The sequence below is a fragment of the Microcoleus sp. Pol10D4 genome (assembly GCF_036701555.1).
Taxonomy (GTDB): domain Bacteria; phylum Cyanobacteriota; class Cyanobacteriia; order Cyanobacteriales; family Microcoleaceae; genus Microcoleus.
The window spans coordinates 14130-33393 of sequence record NZ_JAUBRA010000016.1; the positions used below are offsets into that span (position 1 = coordinate 14130).

Annotated in this window: 18 protein-coding genes and 1 tRNA gene; 11 read left to right on the forward strand and 8 right to left on the reverse strand. The window is 45.9% G+C overall.

The genetic code is table 11. The annotated features are described in order from the left end of the window. Positions 1 to 169 precede the first annotated feature (169 nt). The 4 genes from QUA36_RS10935 to QUA36_RS10950 form a co-directional block, all read right to left on the reverse strand. The gene (locus QUA36_RS10935; RefSeq protein WP_333457353.1) at positions 170 to 1384 is read right to left on the reverse strand and encodes a DUF790 family protein; all 1215 of its coding nucleotides are present in this window, start codon (positions 1382 to 1384) and stop codon (positions 170 to 172) included. Between the two features lie 15 nt (positions 1385 to 1399). Next, on the reverse strand, positions 1400 to 1861 hold the full coding sequence (locus QUA36_RS10940) for a DUF3598 family protein (protein ID WP_333457355.1): 462 nt from the start codon (positions 1859 to 1861) through the stop codon (positions 1400 to 1402). An 86-nt stretch (positions 1862 to 1947) separates the two neighbouring features. Then, positions 1948 to 2091: a hypothetical protein gene (locus QUA36_RS10945; protein ID WP_333457357.1), complete on the reverse strand. Its 144-nt coding sequence runs from the start codon at positions 2089 to 2091 to the stop codon at positions 1948 to 1950. 89 nt (positions 2092 to 2180) lie between these two features. Beyond that, positions 2181 to 3719, reverse strand: coding sequence for a DEAD/DEAH box helicase family protein (locus QUA36_RS10950; protein WP_333457359.1), 1539 nt, complete (start codon positions 3717 to 3719; stop codon positions 2181 to 2183). Positions 3720 to 4031: 312 nt separating this feature from the next. On the opposite strand from QUA36_RS10950, the gene ald reads away from it, so the two are divergent. From ald to QUA36_RS10970, 4 genes are all read left to right on the forward strand, one after another. Continuing rightward, entirely contained in the window at positions 4032 to 5120 is a 1089-nt protein-coding gene (ald, locus tag QUA36_RS10955) for an alanine dehydrogenase (RefSeq protein ID WP_333457361.1), read from the forward strand. 262 nt (positions 5121 to 5382) lie between these two features. Continuing rightward, positions 5383 to 5464, forward strand: a tRNA-Leu gene (locus tag QUA36_RS10960). Between the two features lie 73 nt (positions 5465 to 5537). Beyond that, positions 5538 to 6320 (forward strand): RNA methyltransferase, encoded by a 783-nt coding sequence (locus QUA36_RS10965; RefSeq protein WP_333457363.1) that lies wholly within the window; start codon positions 5538 to 5540, stop codon positions 6318 to 6320. Positions 6321 to 6626: 306 nt separating this feature from the next. Continuing rightward, positions 6627 to 6926 (forward strand): hypothetical protein, encoded by a 300-nt coding sequence (locus QUA36_RS10970; RefSeq protein ID WP_333457365.1) that lies wholly within the window; start codon positions 6627 to 6629, stop codon positions 6924 to 6926. A gap of 49 nt (positions 6927 to 6975) precedes the next feature. Here the strand turns inward: QUA36_RS10970 and QUA36_RS10975 are convergent, their stop codons facing one another. Both QUA36_RS10975 and QUA36_RS10980 read right to left on the reverse strand, forming a co-directional pair. After that, positions 6976 to 8136 carry a hypothetical protein gene (locus tag QUA36_RS10975; protein ID WP_333457367.1) on the reverse strand — a complete coding sequence of 387 codons (1161 nt, stop codon included), beginning with the start codon at positions 8134 to 8136 and terminating at the stop codon, positions 6976 to 6978. Next, complete coding sequence (locus tag QUA36_RS10980) at positions 8102 to 9757, reverse strand: MBOAT family O-acyltransferase (protein WP_333457368.1); 1656 nt, start codon at positions 9755 to 9757, stop codon at positions 8102 to 8104. Before QUA36_RS10980 ends, QUA36_RS10975 begins: the two co-directional genes overlap by 35 nt. A 106-nt stretch (positions 9758 to 9863) precedes the next feature. On the opposite strand from QUA36_RS10980, the gene QUA36_RS10985 reads away from it, so the two are divergent. After that, positions 9864 to 10085 carry a hypothetical protein gene (locus tag QUA36_RS10985; RefSeq protein ID WP_333457370.1) on the forward strand — a complete coding sequence of 74 codons (222 nt, stop codon included), beginning with the start codon at positions 9864 to 9866 and terminating at the stop codon, positions 10083 to 10085. A gap of 23 nt (positions 10086 to 10108) precedes the next feature. Here QUA36_RS10985 and QUA36_RS10990 read toward each other — a convergent pair whose 3' ends face one another. Beyond that, on the reverse strand, positions 10109 to 10240 hold the full coding sequence (locus QUA36_RS10990) for a MerR family transcriptional regulator (protein WP_333177265.1): 132 nt from the start codon (positions 10238 to 10240) through the stop codon (positions 10109 to 10111). An 869-nt stretch (positions 10241 to 11109) separates the two neighbouring features. Here QUA36_RS10990 and QUA36_RS10995 point away from each other — a divergent pair. The 3 genes from QUA36_RS10995 (at position 11110) to mutT (ending at position 13255) form a co-directional block, all read left to right on the forward strand. After that, positions 11110 to 12069: an RNA polymerase sigma factor, RpoD/SigA family gene (locus QUA36_RS10995; protein ID WP_333163816.1), complete on the forward strand. Its 960-nt coding sequence runs from the start codon at positions 11110 to 11112 to the stop codon at positions 12067 to 12069. Between the two features lie 230 nt (positions 12070 to 12299). Further along, the gene (locus tag QUA36_RS11000) at positions 12300 to 12641 is read left to right on the forward strand and encodes a DUF760 domain-containing protein (RefSeq protein ID WP_333163818.1); all 342 of its coding nucleotides are present in this window, start codon (positions 12300 to 12302) and stop codon (positions 12639 to 12641) included. Positions 12642 to 12850: 209 nt separating this feature from the next. Continuing rightward, positions 12851 to 13255, forward strand: a complete 405-nt coding sequence (mutT, locus tag QUA36_RS11005; RefSeq protein ID WP_333369896.1) for an 8-oxo-dGTP diphosphatase MutT — start codon at positions 12851 to 12853, stop codon at positions 13253 to 13255. Positions 13256 to 13322: 67 nt separating this feature from the next. Here the strand turns inward: mutT and QUA36_RS11010 are convergent, their stop codons facing one another. Continuing rightward, positions 13323 to 14561, reverse strand: a complete 1239-nt coding sequence (locus tag QUA36_RS11010; RefSeq protein ID WP_333452199.1) for a histidine kinase — start codon at positions 14559 to 14561, stop codon at positions 13323 to 13325. A gap of 53 nt (positions 14562 to 14614) precedes the next feature. On the opposite strand from QUA36_RS11010, the gene QUA36_RS11015 reads away from it, so the two are divergent. The 3 genes from QUA36_RS11015 to QUA36_RS11025 all read left to right on the forward strand — a co-directional run bounded on the left by QUA36_RS11015 (position 14615) and on the right by QUA36_RS11025 (position 19202). Next, complete coding sequence (locus QUA36_RS11015; RefSeq protein ID WP_333457372.1) at positions 14615 to 16339, forward strand: DUF2079 domain-containing protein; 1725 nt, start codon at positions 14615 to 14617, stop codon at positions 16337 to 16339. A 250-nt stretch (positions 16340 to 16589) separates the two neighbouring features. Then, entirely contained in the window at positions 16590 to 17777 is a 1188-nt protein-coding gene (locus QUA36_RS11020) for a glycosyltransferase family 4 protein (protein WP_333163828.1), read from the forward strand. Positions 17778 to 17957: 180 nt separating this feature from the next. Then, positions 17958 to 19202 (forward strand): MFS transporter, encoded by a 1245-nt coding sequence (locus QUA36_RS11025; RefSeq protein ID WP_333163831.1) that lies wholly within the window; start codon positions 17958 to 17960, stop codon positions 19200 to 19202. Positions 19203 to 19264 lie beyond the last annotated feature (62 nt).

Below are 19264 nucleotides of genomic sequence, written 5' to 3' on the forward strand. Positions count from 1 at the left end.
CAATCTGTTTTAGGGTGAGAGTATGCGGTGGCAAGGATTTGGGTGAATTCCTATTTTAGTATAGCTGGGAATGTGCAATATTTTTTGAGGAGGATTTTTTTGAACCGCAGAGGGCCCAGAGGGCGCAGAGAGAAAGAAAGAAGTTTGCAACTGCTGCGCGGATTGGTTATTATTCGAGGACTTCGAGGACTGATTTGGGCAACAATTTATCTTTAAACCAGACTACTTTTGCTGGCACATCATTTACATTCACCCCGGCTTTTTCTAAATTCAGGCGTTCGGAAATAGCTAAAATCAAGTGATCGCATTCAGACTTCTGTACTTGTGCAAATTTCTTTTGCAAATACTCGGGTCGCCAATAGCCAACTATTTCTAATAAAAATACTCGCCCGTCGGGATGCACCAACCGAAAGTCGGGAATCATCACACTACCTGGAATCGGAATTAAATCTACTTCTCGCTCTAGTTGCCACTCGGTTTTTGTGGAATTCCATCTTTCAGCAAATGCCGCTTCTAACATACTATCATAAGGCTTGCCAGGGGGATAGTGGCTGACTAAACCGCAGTCGGAATTGAGGGTAAATTTACCTGTTTTCAAAACGCCGCTAAAAGGGTCTTTTGTGTGCAGTATCGAGTGCATACTCCATTTGGTGACGTGCAGCAGTGCCGGCAGCATTTTCGCGAGGGCTAAGCCGTAGCGGGTGCTGGGTTTGAATAAGCTTGTAGGGCCGTCTATTGTCAGTGTAAAACCGTGGTCTGCATCGCCTTCAATGTAAGTCATTAATTGAAAGAGTTTCAGATAGCGAAATAAGAGTTTGTATTCTCCTGGATCGTTGCGATGGGCGGTTAATTGGACTTGACTTGCTCGGTAAAATATGCCTTGAACTTGAGAAAGATTGTATTTGTGAAGCAAGTTTTCGGGAGTTGGTGCATTAAACTCTGTGAGGATTTTGTTTTCGTTTAAATCGGCGTATAAACCTGTAGTGATTTCGTGAGGCAAAACTTCTCTGTTTAACTCTTGGCTGAGTTCACTTGCTACTTTTTCCAGGGTTAATTGGGTGGATTGAGGGCTGGGAGTCGATCGCGCGGACAATGCAAAAACCCGCTGTCTCAACTCTGAGGGTTCTAGGGGACTGATGACTTCTAAGGTGGAGAAACCGCCTTTCAGCAGGTGCGCTAATCCCCGTTTCAGCCGATAATCCGGGCTGTCGCCTTCTAACTCTAGCAACCGTCCGTCGAGCTCGCCTTGGGTTTTGCCGATCGACTCTTGAAAGCAGTTTATTGTTTCGGTAGCTGCTTCTAAGTTTTTAGCATCTATCTTGAGGCGGAGAGGAATAATTGATTCTCCGTTTTGGCGGTGACTTAATAAATCAGTGGGTAACATAAGCAGTGAAAAGTTTTACTCAATTTTTTGTTCAACAATCACCATAACTCCCCTAAGTTTTCCCTCTTCTGTTAAGCTTTGGGTAGTCCGAATTCTCCGATCGGAACTGACAAGATTGATTGTTTCAACAGCCCTCAGAATGCCAGTTGCTTTGTCCCATATTTGAAAAATTACCAAATTCTCTCCAACTTCTGTCGCTAGTGTCTTGTAGTTGGAAAAAACCGAGTCTGGACTTTCAATTTGCACTTGCCCTTCACCTACCACATGACCCACAAAATTTTGGGTTTCACTCTTGCCATTGGCATAAGTTTGAACGTTAGTTTGCCTCCACTGGTTGTCAACAATTTTCTGGGTTAAGACTGCTGTAAACTTCTGCATTTCCTTGCAGTCTGCATCGAGTATTGTCCAGTTTCCCTCCCAAACTCCAGTATGTTTGGGGAAGACTTTCAAGTTAGTTATTTGTGCAGTTTCGCTCATTTTTAGGTAAAGTAAATTAGTTAATATTGAGATTATACACTAATTGGGCAATCTTCAATCTTCCTTGGAATCATCATTTTTTCACCCTATTTTGCGGGTGCTTCTGCGGCTTTTTTAGTCGCATCTCTGTTGACTCTATAAATGGGTGTCGGTTTGACAGTTTCTAATTTCTGATATTCTGGCTTTGGCGGTTCTATTTGTGTTTGTGGTTGTGGTTGGTGAGGCTGCATTCCTCCTCAGCGGCGTTGGGATGTTCTTCGTCGTGAAGAACGCGAAGGGAAAAGAGAGAAAGAGAGTGTTCAGAAATAGTCTAAGCTTACTACCAGGGAATTTCATCATTGTCTTCTCCCCATTTTGCGGGTGATTCTGCTGCTTTTTTGGTTGTCTCCCGGTTGACTCCGTAAATGGGTGTCGGTTTGACAGTTTCTAATTTCTGATATTCTGGCTTTGGCGGTTCTATTTGTGTTTGTGGTTGGGGTTTGTGAGGCTGCATTCCTCCTCGGCGGCGCTGAGAAGTTCTTTCTTCGCTGGTGTCTTCGGTGACGACTTCGTAGAGAATTGCTAACTTATTTACATCGCTGCTTTTGCGGAGAACTCGACCCAATCGCTGAATGTATTCGCGTTCGCTGCCGGTTCCTGACAATATGATAGCAATTCTGGCGTCGGGAACGTCCACTCCTTCGTTGAGGACGTGGGAGGCGACGAGGGTTTTGTATTCGCCGCTGCGAAAGCGATCGAGGATTTCGTGGCGTTCTTTGACAGGGGTTTGGTGGGTAATGGTGGGGATGAGAAATTCTTGGGAAATTCGGTAAACTGTGGCGTTGTCTCCGGTGAAAATTAGCGTGCGCTGGGGAGAGTGTTCTGCTAGTATGTTGGCTAAAATTCGCAGTTTCCCTTCGGTACAAAGGGCGATTTCTTTGGCTTGGCGGTGGGCTAGCATGGCGCGCCGTCCCAAGGGCGATCGCGCGCTTGCCATGATAAACTGTTTCCAACCATCGAGGCTGGATATTCTGATGTTAGACTGCTTTAAGAAGTCGTTGCGAATGTTGATTAATTGGGCGTAGCGGTCGGTTTCTTCTGTTGACAGTTTTACCATGATTTGAACTATTTTATGATCGGCTAAAGCATCGCCTGCCAAATCTTCGGGTCTTTTGCTAAATACTGTCGGGCCAACCAGGAAATGCAAATCGCTGTGGCGGCCATCTGTGCGATCGGGTGTAGCTGTCAGTCCGAGTCGAAAAGGTGCGATCGCATATTCGGAAATTACTCGATAAAAGTCTGTTGGCAAATGGTGGCATTCGTCAAAAACCAGCAAACCGTATTTATTGCCCAAGGTTTCTGCATGAATACTTGCACTGTCGTAGGTTGCCACTAAAATTGGCGTTTTGTCCCGCGAACCTCCGCCCAACAATCCGATTTCGATGTCGGGAAAAGCTGCTTTTAAATTAGCATACCACTGGTGCATTAAATCGAGAGTTGGTACTACAATTAATGTACTGCGACCAGTGACTTGCATGGCTAATTGTGCCAGATAAGTTTTCCCGGAAGCAGTGGGGAGGACGACTACTCCTTGGCTTCCTGCTTCCTGCCAAGCTGCCAGGGCCTGTTCTTGATGTGGGTAAGGCTGCATTTCCACGCTGGGTAAGAGTTCGAGTAGTTCGTATCCCCTAGCTTCGTCGGTGAAGTGAATGCACTCGGCTTGGAGGCATTCTACCAGCGGGCGGTAGTGAATGGCTCGAATGCGGTATTTTTCCACGCGATCGTCCCATGTCGCAAAGTCCACCCAGTCTCTGCCTTTGGGCGGCGGGTGCAGCAATAGAGTTCCGCGATCGAATGTTAAGGTAGGTGTGCGTGGCATTTGTTTAGATAGGGGGACGAGTTATGCCTGTTAAATTATAAGTGACAGATCAAATATATTGACTCTTCTTGAAATTATCTGCGTTACTCTGTGTTAATCAGCCCTACATCTGCGGTCGATCTATCAATCAAAAAATTATGTAATTCAAGTCTAAATTGAATAAATTGCGATCGCACTGAATAAAAACTAAATAAATATTCTCCTAGCCGGATTGCCGGATTGCCAGATCTAAAATCTACAATGGTATTGTCCCGCTGGGGATGGTTTTTAGGTTAGATTCGATCTACGTATGCCTGAGATTAGAGGTTATAGATGGAAATAGGCGTCCCCAAGGAAATCAAGGATTTAGAGTTTCGAGTCGGGCTCAGCCCCACAAGTGTCCGGGCTTGTTCGGACAAAGGCCACACAGTTTTTGTAGAAACGAATGCTGGTGCTGGGGCCGGTTTTGCGGACGAGGACTACGTTGAAGCAGGGGCTAAGATTGTTTTAAAGGCTTCAGATGTCTGGAATCGCGAACTAATTGTTAAAGTTAAAGAACCGCTGCCTGCTGAGTATCCGCTGATGCAAAAAGAGCAGTTGCTGTTTACATATTTGCACTTGGCGGCCGATCGCACATTAACCGAGCATTTAATCAGCAGCGGAGTCCAGGCTATCGCCTACGAAACCGTCGAACTCCCGGACAGAAAATTGCCACTGCTAACGCCGATGAGCATTATTGCAGGGCGTTTGTCCGTGCAGTTCGGAGCTCGGTTTCTGGAACGACAGCAAGGTGGCCGGGGCGTACTTTTGGGTGGTGTACCGGGGGTAAGACCGGGTAAAGTTGTGATTTTGGGCGGCGGCATCGTCGGCACAGAAGCAGCGCGCATTGCTGTAGGAATGGGCGCTAGAGTGCAGATTTTGGATGTAAATGTCGATCGCCTAGCCTATTTAGAAACTCTGTTCGGTTCCCGAGTAGAATACCTCTACAGCAGTCCTTTGCAAATAGAAGCAGTTATTCCCGATACTGATTTGTTAATCGGTGCGGTTTTGGTCTTAGGTAAAAAAGCTCCAGTGCTGGTTTCTCGCCAACTTGTTGCGAAGATGCACCCCGGTTCTGTGATTGTTGACGTAGCCGTTGACCAAGGCGGCTGCGTGGAAACTTTGCGGGCAACTTCTCACACACATCCTACTTATGTTGAGGAAGGAGTTGTGCATTATGGCGTGCCCAATATGCCCGGTGCTGTGCCTTGGACTGCGACTCAAGCTTTGAATAACAGCACTTTGCCTTATGTTTTGCAGTTGGCAAATAACGGAATTAAAGCTTTGGAAATCAATCCGAGTTTGGCGAAGGGATTGAACGTGCAGAATTACCGATTGGTGCATCCGGCCGTGCGCGAGGTTTTCCCCGATTTGGCTGATTAGATTCCCATTTTTTCAGCAAATCCTGTAGGGTGCGTCAGATCAAAGCTTGTGGATTATTAATAACCGGACACGATCTGATGCACCGTACTCAACTACACAGCGTTTTGCGATGTTTGGCTAACAGTAAATTCTCGAAACTAAAGCATTTCTCAACCCGAACAGTAATTTGTGCCAAATATTACTCGCAGCCCAGAAAAAATAAATTCCTCAAAACACTTGACAAACTGGCGAACATATGGCAATGTAGTAATTCGTGACCGATGCGGAACTGGCGGAATTGGTAGACGCGCATGATTCAGGTTCATGTGGTGCAAGCCTTCCGGGTTCAAGTCCCGGGTTCCGCATTCCAAAGGCAGAAGGAAGTTTGGGGTTAACCCGATACAGGCAATAACCCCATTCGCTCTGCTGAATTAAACAATGCTGACAAGTATTCAAAACCCCCTAGTTAAAGAAATCCGCAAGCTCCACAGCTCGAAGGGACGCAGGGAACAACAATTATTTTTACTCGAAGGGACGCACTTGCTCGAAGAAGCTTGCGCCGCCAAATACCCGCTAGCAACGGTTTGCTGCACTCCCGAATGGCTGGATCAGCACGGGGAACTTTGGAATCAAGTTGGTAATTTAGCCGATCGCACAGAATTAGTAAGTGCAAAGGTGTTAGAGTTGATCGCCACTACAGTCCAACCCGACGGCATTGTCGCCACCGCACCCCGCACCGCAACAGAGCCCGCAAAATTGTCAACTTTAGGAATAGCCCTAGAAACAATCCAAGATCCAGGTAACTTGGGGGCGATCGTCCGCACGGCTGCGGCTGCTAATGCCGACGGTTTGCTGCTGAGCGCAGACAGCGCCGATTTAGACCATCCCAAAGTGCTGCGCGCCTCCGCAGGAGCTTGGTTTAAGCTACCAATGGCAGTCAGTCCAGATTTAACCGCCGAAGTCTCGGCCTATAAAAACCGAGGAATGCAAATTTTAGCAACCGTCGCCGGGGCCAGTTTAAGTTATTGGGAAGTAGATTTGCGAGTGCCGACTTTGATAGTTTTGGGTAACGAAGGCTCTGGTTTGTCGGAAGACTTGAGAAGTTTGGCCGATCGACAAATCCAAATTCCCCTGAGTCGTGGCGTAGAATCTTTAAATGTGTCGATCGCCGGAGCCCTCATCTTGTACGAAGCTCAACGGCAAAGAAGTCAGTCGATTTGAGATTTACTCGCCGTCAGGAATCTGGGACATTGAACGAACCAAGTGCTGCTGACTGGCGCCAGCTCAAAAAACATTCGCGAAGCTAACATTACTCCCCCGAAAAGGAGGGGCGCAAGCCCAAAAAAATACGATACGTACAGGGCGAAATGTTTAGCGCAGTAATTGTCCCGTGGAAAGTCTATGATAAAAGCGCACTCAACCAAGTAACCCCCCTGTAGTAAATCAATACTCACTGCGGTTAAAACCGCTCATTTGCTTTCCTCTCAGCGCTAAAGCCATGGATTTTCTCGCATCTGGCTTTTCTTTATGACTCCTTTTGGTCTGATTTGTCCCGCCTCAACTGGTCATCTTAACACTATATTGCTCTTGGGGAAAGAACTGCAACGGCGCGGTCATCGCGTCACCCTATTCGGGATACTCGATGCTCAAGCCAACACACTAGCCGCAGGATTGGAATTTCAGGCAATTGGTGAATCTGAATATCCCGGGCAAAATGGTGCAATTACTTACCCAACTAGGGAAACTGAGTGGAATGACAGCATATCGTCCAGTCAAACCTATACGTCGGGGATTAACTTCAGGAGTTTCTCCGGTAAGTCTCGTTAAAAATGGTGAGCATTTTGTCACTACTTCTACTGTTCAGTTAACTTCTAGTTTAGTTAACTCGATTAAAATGCTCATTCAGCAACTTTAGCACTTCTTGAGCGATTAATTTGTTGGCTTTTGGGGTAAAGTGTCCATCACCAATAAAGTTACTGAGATCATTAGCAGGAACAATATTATGGGTACTGACATAGGGAATTGAAGCATTTTCTAAGGTTGGTTTGAGTGCTTGGAACAAATGATCTTCATATCCACGATCATTAAGAATAAGCACAATTGGCATTTTACCATCAGCTTTAGCTGTGGCTCCGAACTCGTTAACTATTGCCCTTAAAACTGGGATTTCTGATTCGGCATTAAACCCTGTTGTACTATGAATTTGATTTGTAAGTGTGAGCTGATAACGTTGTGCTAAAGCTCGGCGAATCAATCGGATAATTACCGAATTATCTAGCCATTTTTTCTGGAATATAAATCCATTAAAAAATTGATCGTGTTCTTTAAGTTGATTAACAAATGCGTTCCACTGTTGCTTATTTTGGAGGGCTGCCCGAAGTTGAGCTAAAGACATGACATTGGGCGAGATTGCCTTCAGCTTTCCATCTTCCAAAAAGTATCGTGGGTAGGTGTAAGGTGCTGGTCCTTCAAATTGCCAAGTCATGCCGTTAAGAGTTCTGAGTCCTTTAACGCTAGAAGCTAACAGTCCCAAAATTACTATATCCGCTTGATGCTTACCTCGATCTAAATTGTAGGCCGCGAAGGAGTAATTAGGCGGAGCAGCAGGTCCGGCGATCGCTCTAATCATCAACCTCGAATCCATTTCCTCCATGGCGGTGCCGACCTGATTGGAAAATGACATACCGTAGATAGCAATTAGCAAATCTTTATCGGAAGTTCGGCTAACGGGTATATTTAACTTCTTCCATAGTTCTGGATCTAACCAGCCAGCAATTGCTATAGGTGAACTTAATTCATCCGTAGAACCGACCATCCGTGAAAGCTTGCCCTCAATAGATCGCCCATATTCAAAATATGTATTGAGTTGCCCTGGAGAAGTTGCTAAAGGATCTGACGGATATGGAAACATAAAATTGATCGAAAAATCGAACATCAATAGGAAGAAAATGATCCACAGTCCGGTGACGAATTTTTTACGCATGGCATTGCTGATAGCTGGTTTAAAATTGAGAATAGATGAACTGTGCAGGGGCATTGCTTTCTCCCATCAATAAAATAATAATGAGTGCTGTATAAAAAGCTGCACGGGCTGGGGTTGGATAACGACGGTAAAAATCGGAATTATCAGTGTTGTAAGCCAAAAATTCATAGCCGATCAGTAGTGGAATGCCCAAGATAGCAGGTAATGGGGGTGTAGGCAGACTGAGCGCCAAGTTTCCGAAATCTCCAAACAGAATTTTTGTAAAGGAGATAATCTGAATCAGGGAAGTGGCTTTAAACAACAGCCATCCATAGCAAGTCAGAATAAAAAAGAATAGAGTTGCGACTAATCCTTCTAGAAGTTTGAACTTATTTTTGCTCGGTAGTTGTTTGTTAGTAGTCTTAGGGGTAAAAGCTCGATACACAGACAAAAGCATCCCCTGATAAAATCCCCACAGGATAAAGTTCCATGCTGCCCCATGCCAAAGTCCGCCCAGTACCATTGTTGTCATCAGATTTTGATAAGTTTGGCGCTCGCCTTGACGGTTTCCCCCAAGTGGTATATATACGTAATCCCGTAGCCAAGTAGAGAGGCTAATGTGCCAGCGACGCCAAAACTCGCTGGGATCTTTAGAAAAATAGGGCAGATTGAAATTGAGTATTAGTTCTATACCCAACAATTTGGATACACCTCTAGCGATGTCTGAATAACCACTAAAATCGCAATAGATTTGAATGGCGTAGAGGAAAGTTGCTAAAATGATATCAATCCAAGAAACATTTCCATTAGTCCCATAAATTGCATTGACTGAACCAGCTAATCCATCTGCGATCGCTACTTTCTTCACCAATCCCAATAGTATCAGAAACAAACCTTGAACAGATTGCTCAAAACTGATTTTTCGCGGATTTGAAAATTGAGGAAGTAAGTCTAAAGCTCGATCTATAGGGCCAGCAAACAATGGGGGAAAATAAGCCAAGAATAGAGCCAAGTCTAAAAAATTGTGTGATGCTTTCAGTTTGCCTCGATAAATGTCGCAAGCGTAGCTGATGGCTTTAAAAGTGTAAAACGAGATGCCTAGAGGCAGAATGATGTTTAAATGCAATAAGTCTCTATGAATCCCCAGGGTATGAATTACTCTCTCAGCACTGGTAATAAAGAAATTGAAGTATTTAAAGAAACCTAAAAGTGCCAAGTTACTCCATACACTGAGCCACAGGAACAAATGGCGGCGCTGTTTTTCCTCAAGAGCGGTGAATTGGGGATACAGCAGGTTGGCAATTGTTACAACTACCAGGGCGGCCATTAATATCAACCAGCCGGAAAAAGAAGCCGGTAATAGTTTTGTCCACTGTACTGACACCGCTATTGGTGCTATACTTACCTGAAGGGCATTCCATTGAACTGTATTAAATAACAACGCCCCTAATACAACTGACAAAGAAACAATCCTGCGGTTAGATAATTCTAATCGACCAGTATCAATAATTGCCCCGCAGTAGAAGTCAATTGCGGTGGAAATAATCATTAAAAACAGGAAATGAACATCCCACCAGCCGTAGAATACATAGCTACCAATCAGCAACACCAAGTTTTGACCACGGAAAGGAAGGATGCGGTACAAGATATAGGTAACTAGAAAAAAGACTAGGAATTCAATTGAGTTAAATGTCACTTATTATCCACCTGAGTATTTGCAAAAAGTAGCTACTTTTATCTATTATGTATGTTAGTCGAGATGAGCGATAAATTATCCTATAAACCGGGGCAATACGAGAAGGATGAAATCACTAGCTCAACCTAAGAGGGTGTTTGAAAAGTCGGACAGGGTGTTTAAAAAAACTAACCTGGCTTGGGAAGAAGCGGCGATCGCCTCTAACCTAGATCGTGGCCGATCGGGATGGGGCGAATCAGCGGGGAGGGCGATCGCTCCCGCATACAAACACCAAAAAAAACCCGCAATAAATTCTAGTCCAGAATGTGAAATGTTTCTAGGGTATTAGGCTTACTATTACAGGAATAGATGTCAAATGCGTTCTATTGTACCGATCGCCCGCAACCGATCTAAGCGTGCTGGTAATTTACCGGAGTTGTCCCACCGCTGAATTGTTTTTACCCAAACACCTACTTTTGCAGCAAACTCACTAATTTTGTACATGAGCAATAAGTATTTTTATTCTTATTCTCTACAAATGTCTAGGCTTCTTGATACTCCCTAGCCTGAAAAGGCGAGGGGATTCTTGAGGAATCTAGATTCGGATTTTCACTCGTGGCTATCTTGTCGCCGCTACTCACTAAGCTTGAATTTCTTCAAATATTGCGTATACTTTGGTTTTTTGCGCGATCGCCAGTCCATCACTAGGCAAAATATCTGGTAAGCTCTACCTCCTACTATTATTTGCCCTTTAACTATTCCGAATCTTGCGTCGGATAAGTCAGTTGCCTGAGTTACTGGGCAACGCCGGACGTTTCTACACGTAGATGGTCATTTTTACTTGATGATCTTTTGGATCGTAACATAAGCTTTTGACTAACTCTGTAAAGTATCTGTAAAGAAATATTCAAGGTGGTTGAAACCGCTACCGACTTTTCCCCTAGTCGATCGCCCCTGGCGCAGGTCTCGTTCTTCGGTCAACCTCCCCATCTCCCCATCTCCCCCTCACCCCATCTCCCCATCTCCCCCTCTGAGATTTACTCGATTTCGTTTAACATGAGGCAATTCTCAAGCCAGGAAAGCGGGTACTCTCGTACCAACATTCCTGGCTTACATGAAATAAATATGAAGAAGTGTAGCCAAGTGCTCTCACAAATGTTAAGATTCTTAACATAACGTAGTATTGTGCACACCCCAACCAAAACCTAACCTGAGACGGTGCTGACTGGGAGTAGTAGCTAGCTACCATAAAATTAAGCCTCTTTAAATGGAAGGAAAGCGCAAGTCCCCGCCCGCTTTCCTTCCCAGCTAAAGCTAGGGGTTTGCGACTACCGCAAACCTTTAGAGGCACAGATCCTCAGCGGGAAAAGCTCATGAAAACTCTTAAGTCCTCAGATACAGATTCTGTTCGCGCTTACTTGCGGGAAATCGGCCGCGTTCCCTTGTTGACCCATGAGCAAGAAATACTCTATGGGAAACAGGTACAGCGCTCAACCGCACTGCATCAGGAGAAAAATATTTTAGCCGAAGAGTTAGGCCGCGACCCGACGGCGGCTGAATGGGCACAGGCAGTTGGTCTGTCTGAGGCACAGTTGCAGCGGACGATCGAACACGGGGAAAGGGCAAAGCGCCAAATGGTGGAAGCGAATCTCCGCCTGGTAGTGTCTGTTGCCAAAAAATATATCAAGCGCAACGTAGATTTACTGGATCTTATTCAGGAAGGCACGATCGGGATGCAGCGGGGAGTAGAAAAATTTGACCCGACTAAGGGCTACAGATTTTCTACTTATGCTTATTGGTGGATTCGTCAGGCAATTACTCGGGCGATCGCCGAAAAAGGTCGCACCATCCGCTTGCCGATCCACATCACCGAAAAGCTCAACAAAATTAAAAAGGCTCAGCGCCAACTTGCTCAACAGCTCGGTCGCGCGGCCACGGCTGCTGAATTGGCATCAGAGTTAGAATTGACTCCCAAACAGATTCGCGAATATCTCGATCGCGCGCGCCTGCCACTTTCCCTGGACTTGCGCGTGGGAGACAATCAAGATACAGAGTTGGGCGATTTGTTGGAAGATACGGGTACTACCCCGGAAGATTTTGCCCTGCAATCTTCCCTGCGGACTGACTTAGAGCAGCTAATGGCGGAACTGACTCAGCAACAGCGAGAAGTGCTCGCCTTGCGGTTCGGTTTAGAAGACGGGCAAACCTTAACTTTGGCCAAAATAGGCGATCGTCTCAACATCAGTCGGGAACGAGTGCGGCAAATAGAACGGGAAGCTTTGACCAAACTCCGCAAGCGCAAGCAAGATATCAACGATTATCTAGCCAGCTAGGTAGATTGGGGATTGGGGATTGGCGATCGGACATTTCGCCCACTCGCAATCCCCAATCTAAAATCGTAAAAACCGCCGCTTTTAATTCGGTTGTGCCCACTTGGTTGCTACAAATGTCCTGCTACATTAGTAATTACTTAGTAATAAAGATCAGCAGCCAGCGGATAAGGGTTATTTAATTTAACCGCCCGCGTCTAACATAACAAGCTGTGTCTGAAACGGAGGTACTCGTGAGCAACTCATCTAATAAATCCCCAGAATTCTTTGAAGAAGACGGAGAAAATGCTAACTTATTATGGCAATACGTGCAGTCAATGGCTCCAGACACAGTTTCTCAGTTGTCTAAGCCGACTTCTCACGAAGTGTTTCAAGTAATGGAGCGAAATATTGTTGGACTATTGGGGAATTTGCCTTCGGAACACTTCGGGGTGACAGTGACTACCAGTCGCGAACATTTGGGTAGATTGCTCGCCTCGGCTATGATTAGCGGTTATTTTCTGAAAAATGCCGAACAGCGAATGACTTTTGAAAAGTCCCTACAAGCCAGTGAGAGACATGGCTCGGACGATTAGTAGATTGTTAACATTTAAGTGATCCAAGTGTCAAGCCCCCCCTCGCAAGATGGGGGCTTAATATTTTAGATTTTAGATTTTAGATTTTAGGTTTTAGGTTTTAGATTTTAGGTTTTATATTTTAGATTTTAGATTAAATAATTGAAGAATTATTGATATTATTCTTAAATTCCCAATACCCAATTCCCAATACCCAATTCCCAATTAATATGTCTCTTCCTCCTTTGGTCCACAAAGTTATCGGCGTTGCTGCAATCTGGAACGATCGCCAACAAATTTTGATTGACAAGCGCCGACAACATGGACTGCACGGGGGTTTCTGGGAGTTTCCGGGCGGAAAAATAGAGCCTGGGGAAACAATCGAAGCTTGCATAAAACGGGAAATTATGGAGGAGTTGGGGATTGTCGTAGAAGTTGGCGATCGCTTGATTACAATTGACCACGACTACACTAAATTTACAGTTAGACTATACGTACACCACTGCCGCCACGTCAGCGGGGAACCGCAAACGATCGAATGCGATGAAATTCGCTGGGTCACACTCGATGAAATTGACCAATTTACTTTCCCCCAGGCAAACGCACAGATTATCGCTGCACTGCGGAAAAGTTGAACTGTAATATCAAATGCGGTTGCTACTGACAACAGACAACAGTTAGCCGATCGCTGACAGCTAACTTTTATTTTTGGACGGGCAGAGTAAAGTGAAAACAACTGCCTCTATCTGGTACAGAGTCTACCCAAATTTGACCGTAGTGGGCGCGGATGATGCCTTGACACAGAGACAGCCCAATGCCGTAACCGTCTTTTGATTTATCTCGCTGCAAGCGAAAGCTGTCTTCAAAAATGCTCGCGCAATCTTCTTCAGGAATTCCCGGGCCGCTGTTGCAAATGCTGACTTGAACTTTGTAAGCGGTGCGGTGGAGAATGGACAGATTAACAGTTCCTTGGTCTGGGGTGTACTTGCTGGCGTTGTCAAGCAGGTTGACCATGACTTGTTTGATGCGATCGGGATCGGCATAAACCAAGGGCAAATCTGCGGGAATGTCTGTTTCTATGTTCAGACTTTTCGCCTGAAATTTGTCTTGAAACTGCAAGATTACATCTTGACAAATCGCCCCCAGTTCGATTCTTTTTGGTTCAATGTGGAGTTGAGCGTTTGTACCCCGGGCTGCTTGCAGGATATCTGTAATCATACGATCGACAATTCGGATTTGGCGGCGGGCTTGTTTCATCAAATGAGCCGCCAGACTCGGTGTCAAACGCGACTTTTCCCCCTCTTTCACCTTCTGACTTGACTCCAAAGTCTCCAAAGCCAAAGATGCTGCCGTCAAGGGATTACGCAAGTCGTGAGCTAGCATCGCAATAATCCGGTCTTTCAACTGCAACTGCTCTTGCAGGTGTTCTTTTTCCTGTTTGAGGCGAAAAACTTCATCGGAAAGCTGCACAAGTTCGGCCGCGCAAGCAACGGAATAGATGGGTTTTGGGTCAGTCAGGCTTTCAGCAAGAGCTGCGGCCGACTGCTGCTGAGCTGCGTATTCTTCTACAGAAAGCTTCCAGCGGGGCCACCAGTGTTCGAGTTGGGCGATTAAATTGCTGCCGGCGAGAGTTTGTCGCGGATCGGGATGAATTTTGAGCAGCGAGGGAGTGGCTACAAGTTTAAAGTGTTCGGCTAAATCGGGCTGTTCTCCTACATCAATGATTTGAAGCTCAAAGTCCCACTCTGCCTTCAAATCCTTTAGGGACTTGCGGATGTGTCTGGTCTGTTCCCTGGAAGAGGGACGCTTGTCTACAAACAGCAAAAGCTGTAAAAGTGGTGCGGAATTGGCCGGCTGTTCGGGAGAACAGTCAGTGCCGCTGGTGCCTGATGTTGAATGGACGCTGTTGAGCTTTTCGATCGGGTGAAAATAATTGAGCATTGCCGAGCCGAGTTATTTCACTTCTACTTTAATTTAATACTTACTTTAGATTTATGCTATTGTCCGATAATTTCATTACAGGCGGGCAGATGATATTTTTGAGATGGAAGAAAAATGAGTCGCTGCGGGTGGTGGTTCAAGTGGCGGCCGCCTTTTTTGTGCTGTGCCTGTTGCTGACGCTGCACCGCTACTACAGCTTTTACGCTACTTACGACCAAGGCATTTTCAATCAAGTTTTTTGGAACGGCACTCGGGGTCACTTGTTTGAGAGTTCCCTCTCTTCGGCGTTGTCCACTAATGTGGTTCACCAAAACCAGCTCCCGGAAGTATCTTACTACCGGTTGGGGCAGCATTTCACCCCGGCCCTGATGCTGTGGCTGCCAATTTACTCGCTGTTTCCCTCGCCCGTCACTTTGACGGTGTTGCAGGTGACTTTAATTACGGCGGCTGGAGGAGTGCTCTATGCTCTCGCCAGACACTATCTGGAACCGAGGCTGTCGGCGACAATTGTTGTGAGCTATTACTGCGCTAACGCGGTCATCGGCCCGACTTTGGGCAATTTTCACGATATTTGTCAAATGCCGCTGTATGTCTTTGGCTTGCTGCTGGCAATGGAGAAGCGCTGGTGGCCCTTGTTTGGGATTCTGGCAACTTTAATTTTGGCCGTGCGAGAAGATGGGGGAGTTGTTTTATTTGGCGTCGGAGTTTACCTGATTTTGAGCCGGCGCTACCCTCGGACTGGTTTGGCTGTCTGCATACTCAGTTTTGGTTATATGATCGTCCTGACCAATCTGATTATGCCTTTGTTTTCTGCTGATATATCCCAGCGGTTTATGATGGAGCGCTTCGGTCAATATGCTGATGGAGATGAAGCTTCTACTCTAGAAATTATTTGGGGAATGGTGAGCAATCCCTGGCGGTTGGTGGCTCAGTTATTTACGCCGTTTTTTGGTAAGATTAGATACCTGCTTGGCCAGTGGTTGCCATTAGCTTTGGTTCCTGCTTTCGCGCCTGCGTCTTGGATGATAGCTGGATTTCCGCTGCTGAAGCTATTTTTAGCGAAAGGAGAGTCGGTGCTGGCGATTAATATTCGCTATGCGATGACTGTGGTTCCAGGGCTTTTTTATGGGGCGATTCTGTGGTGGGCCCAGCGTCAAAAGGAAGAAGATAGAATGGTGAGAGAGGAAAGAATGTTTTTGCGTTTTCCTTCTGCTTTATTTCCTCTGCCTTCTTCTTCAAATTTTCGCCGCTTTTGGGGGTTTTGCATCTGTTTGTCGCTATTTTTTACCTTCACTTCTAACCCAAATCGGACTTTTTCTTTGATTTTGCCCGATGCGATCGATCCTTGGGTGCAGGTTCCTCTCGTCAGACAATGGCAGCACGTTTTGCAAGTGCGGCCGCTATTGGCTCAAATTCCTGCTGATGCTAGCGTGGCAGCGACGAATACTATTGTGCCGATTTTGTCAAGCAGGCGGGAAATTCTCAGGTTTCCGATGTTTGAACTCCGCAATGATGCGGGGAAGGCAGTGAAGATGCAATATGTAATTGCCGATTTGTGGCAGTTGCAGCAGTATCAGGCTGCGTTTCGCGGGGAACGCGGACAGTTGCGGGAAATCGTACCGGCGATCGAGCGAATGTCCAAATCGGGAGATTACGGAATTGTTGGCTTTGAAGACGGCGCGATTTTGATGCGTCAGGGTGCTGTTTCTGATTCTGCATCGGCTGCTGCTTGGACCCGTTTTCGCGGCGAATTGGAGCCGATTTTGAAGAAACGGTAAGCGGGTAGTTATGATCGCCATTGCTTCCCTCAGTGGCTCAAATCTTGAGGAAACCTGTTTTTTTCAGGTAATGGCGATCGAGCAATTTCATGCAAAAACCAGATTTAGGCATGATTTTCTGTCTTTGTTGCTGCCAAAAGTCAGGCATTGGGCATCAACTTACGCTCAACTTAAATTTAAGGGTGATAATTATACAATAAATCTGTTAATCCTAAACATTAAGTTATATAAATTATTTGGAGGGAGAAAGATGAAAATTTTGGTATTGGCATGGGAGTTTCCTCCCAGAATCGTAGGCGGTATCGCCCGCCACGTATCGGAACTATATCCAGAATTGGTGAAGCAGGGACACGAAATTCACTTAATTACAGTAGAGTTCGGCCACGCACCGATGTACGAAGTGGTGGAAGGAATACGTGTGCATCGGGTGGTGGTGGGGCACGCCAGGGACTTTTTTCACTGGGTGGCGAACCTCAACCAAAGCATGGGCCACCAAGGCGGGAAACTGATGCTGGAGGAAGGCCCCTTTGATATCATCCACGCTCACGATTGGTTAGTGGGAGATGCGGCGATCGCCCTCAAGCATACCTTTAAAGTACCGCTAATTGCCACCATCCACGCCACGGAATACGGGCGCTTCAACGGCATCCACAATGAAGGGCAGCGCTACATTAACGCCAAGGAAAACGACCTCGCTTACAATGCGTGGCGAGTAATTGTTTGCAGTGATTATATGCGGCGGGAAGCCGAACGGGTACTAGCGACTCCGTGGAACAAAATAGAGGTAATTTACAACGGAATTAGACCAGATAAAAAGCCCCGTTGGCACGAATTTGACGCGATGGATTTCCGCCGCCGGTTTGCTGCTGATGATGAGAAAATTGTCTATTATGTAGGAAGAATTAGCTATGAAAAAGGCATTGGTGTATTTCTAAATGCGGCACCTAAAGTAATTTGGGAAATGGGGGGTAAAGCGAAAATTGTAATTGTTGGTGGCGGCAATACAGACCATCTCAAACATTTAGCTTGGCATTTAGGAATTTGGAATAAGTGTTATTTTACTGGGTTCATGTTTGAGGAACATCTCGACAAATTCCAGACCGTGGCTGACTGCGCGGTTTTCCCCAGTCTTTACGAACCTTTTGGGATTGTAGCGTTAGAAAGCTTTGCTGCAAGAGTGCCTGTGGTGGTTTCGGATGCGGGCGGACTTCCAGAGGTGGTACTGCACACTAAAACTGGCGTTGTTACTGAGGCCAACAATCGGGATTCTTTGGCATGGGGAATTTTGGAGGTTTTGAAAAATCCGGGTTACGCGCAGTGGTTGGTTGACAATGCTTATCAAGATTTGGAACGCCGGTTTAGCTGGCCGAAGTTGGCGATAGAAACCCAGTGGGTTTATGAACGGGTGGTGGAGGAAAGGGCTGAGGTTGATTGGTAAGAATGCTGGCTGTTCACGGTTGACTGTTGACTGTTCACGGTTGACTGTTGACTGTTCACGGTTGACTGTGAGTAGAATATCAAGTTTTTTTGGTGCAAATCTTAAGGATTTGTAACACAATGATAGAGACACTCGAACTTACTTTGAGTGCACTCAGAAGATTTAAAGGGAATTAGCATCTTGAATATTTTTAGGGACATCGATCCCCAACCCAGACGCAGCTTGCTGACTTTATTCACCGCAGGGCTGCTATTCTGGTCGAGTTTGGCTTCGCTACTGCCAACTTTGCCACTGTACGTTCAATTTGTGGGCGGTACAAAACAGCAAATTGGCTTTGTGATGGGTGCATTTGCGATCGGACTTTTGCTATCGAGGCCGCAGTTGGGTAAAATAGCCGACAGCAGGGGGCGAAAACAAGTTTTGCTTCTAGGTGCGTCAGTCGCTGCGATCGCCCCTTTGGGCTACCTGTTAGCTCAATCTATCCCCTTACTGTTAGTTATTCGCGCTTTTCACGGCCTTAGCATCGCCGCTTTTACCACAGCTTACAGCGCTTTGGTAACAGATTTGTCGCCGCCAGGAAAGCGGGGCGAATTAATCGGTTATATGAGTTTGGTGAATCCTATTGGTCTAGCATTGGGCCCGGCTATTGGCGGATTTGTGCAAGCTTGGGTTGGCTATACTCCTTTGTTTGCGATGTCGGCAGCTTTCGCTGCAATAAGTGTATTTTTTACCTGCCAAATTGCGGAACCGAATTTTGCGGATTTAACAAAATCTGACTCGCTATCTGACGACACAAATAGCCAAAAATACTGGGAAATGCTCTGGAATCCTAGAGTGCGGATTCCCGCTTTAGTGTTATTGCTGGTTGGTTTAGTATTTGGAACTTTGAGCACTTTTATGCCTTTGTTTATCCAAGAAACCAAGGCTAATTTGAATGCTGGATTATTTTATTCTACGGCGGCTATCGCCAGTTTCGGTATACGGTTGCTCACGGGACGGGCTTCGGACAAATACGGTCGCGGCTTGTTTATTTCTGGCGGCTTAATCTGTTATGCCGTATCTATGTTATTGTTGTATTTTGCTAACAACAGCAATGCTTTTTTAATGGCAGCTTTGGTTGAAGGTTGCGCGGGCGGTACGGTTTTGCCGATGATGGTAACGCTGATGTCGGACAGGTGCGAACCTCATGAAAGGGGCCGCTTGTTTTCGCTTTGTATTGGCGGATTTGATTTGGGAATTGCGATTGCTGGGCCGACTTTAGGCTTTGTTGCGGAACAAGTTGGCTACAGAAATATGTTTGGTTTTGCTGCTGGACTCGCTGGCTTGGCTTTGCTGATTTTTATTACTCAGTCTAGCAAGGGCTTGTCTAATTCGATGAAATTTGCGATCGGTCGAGGCAAAGATATTTATGCTTTGAATCAGTAAACGGACTCAATCAAAAAAGTTCTGAGTTTTAAGTCGTGAGCTGAATTAATTTCTTAATTCAA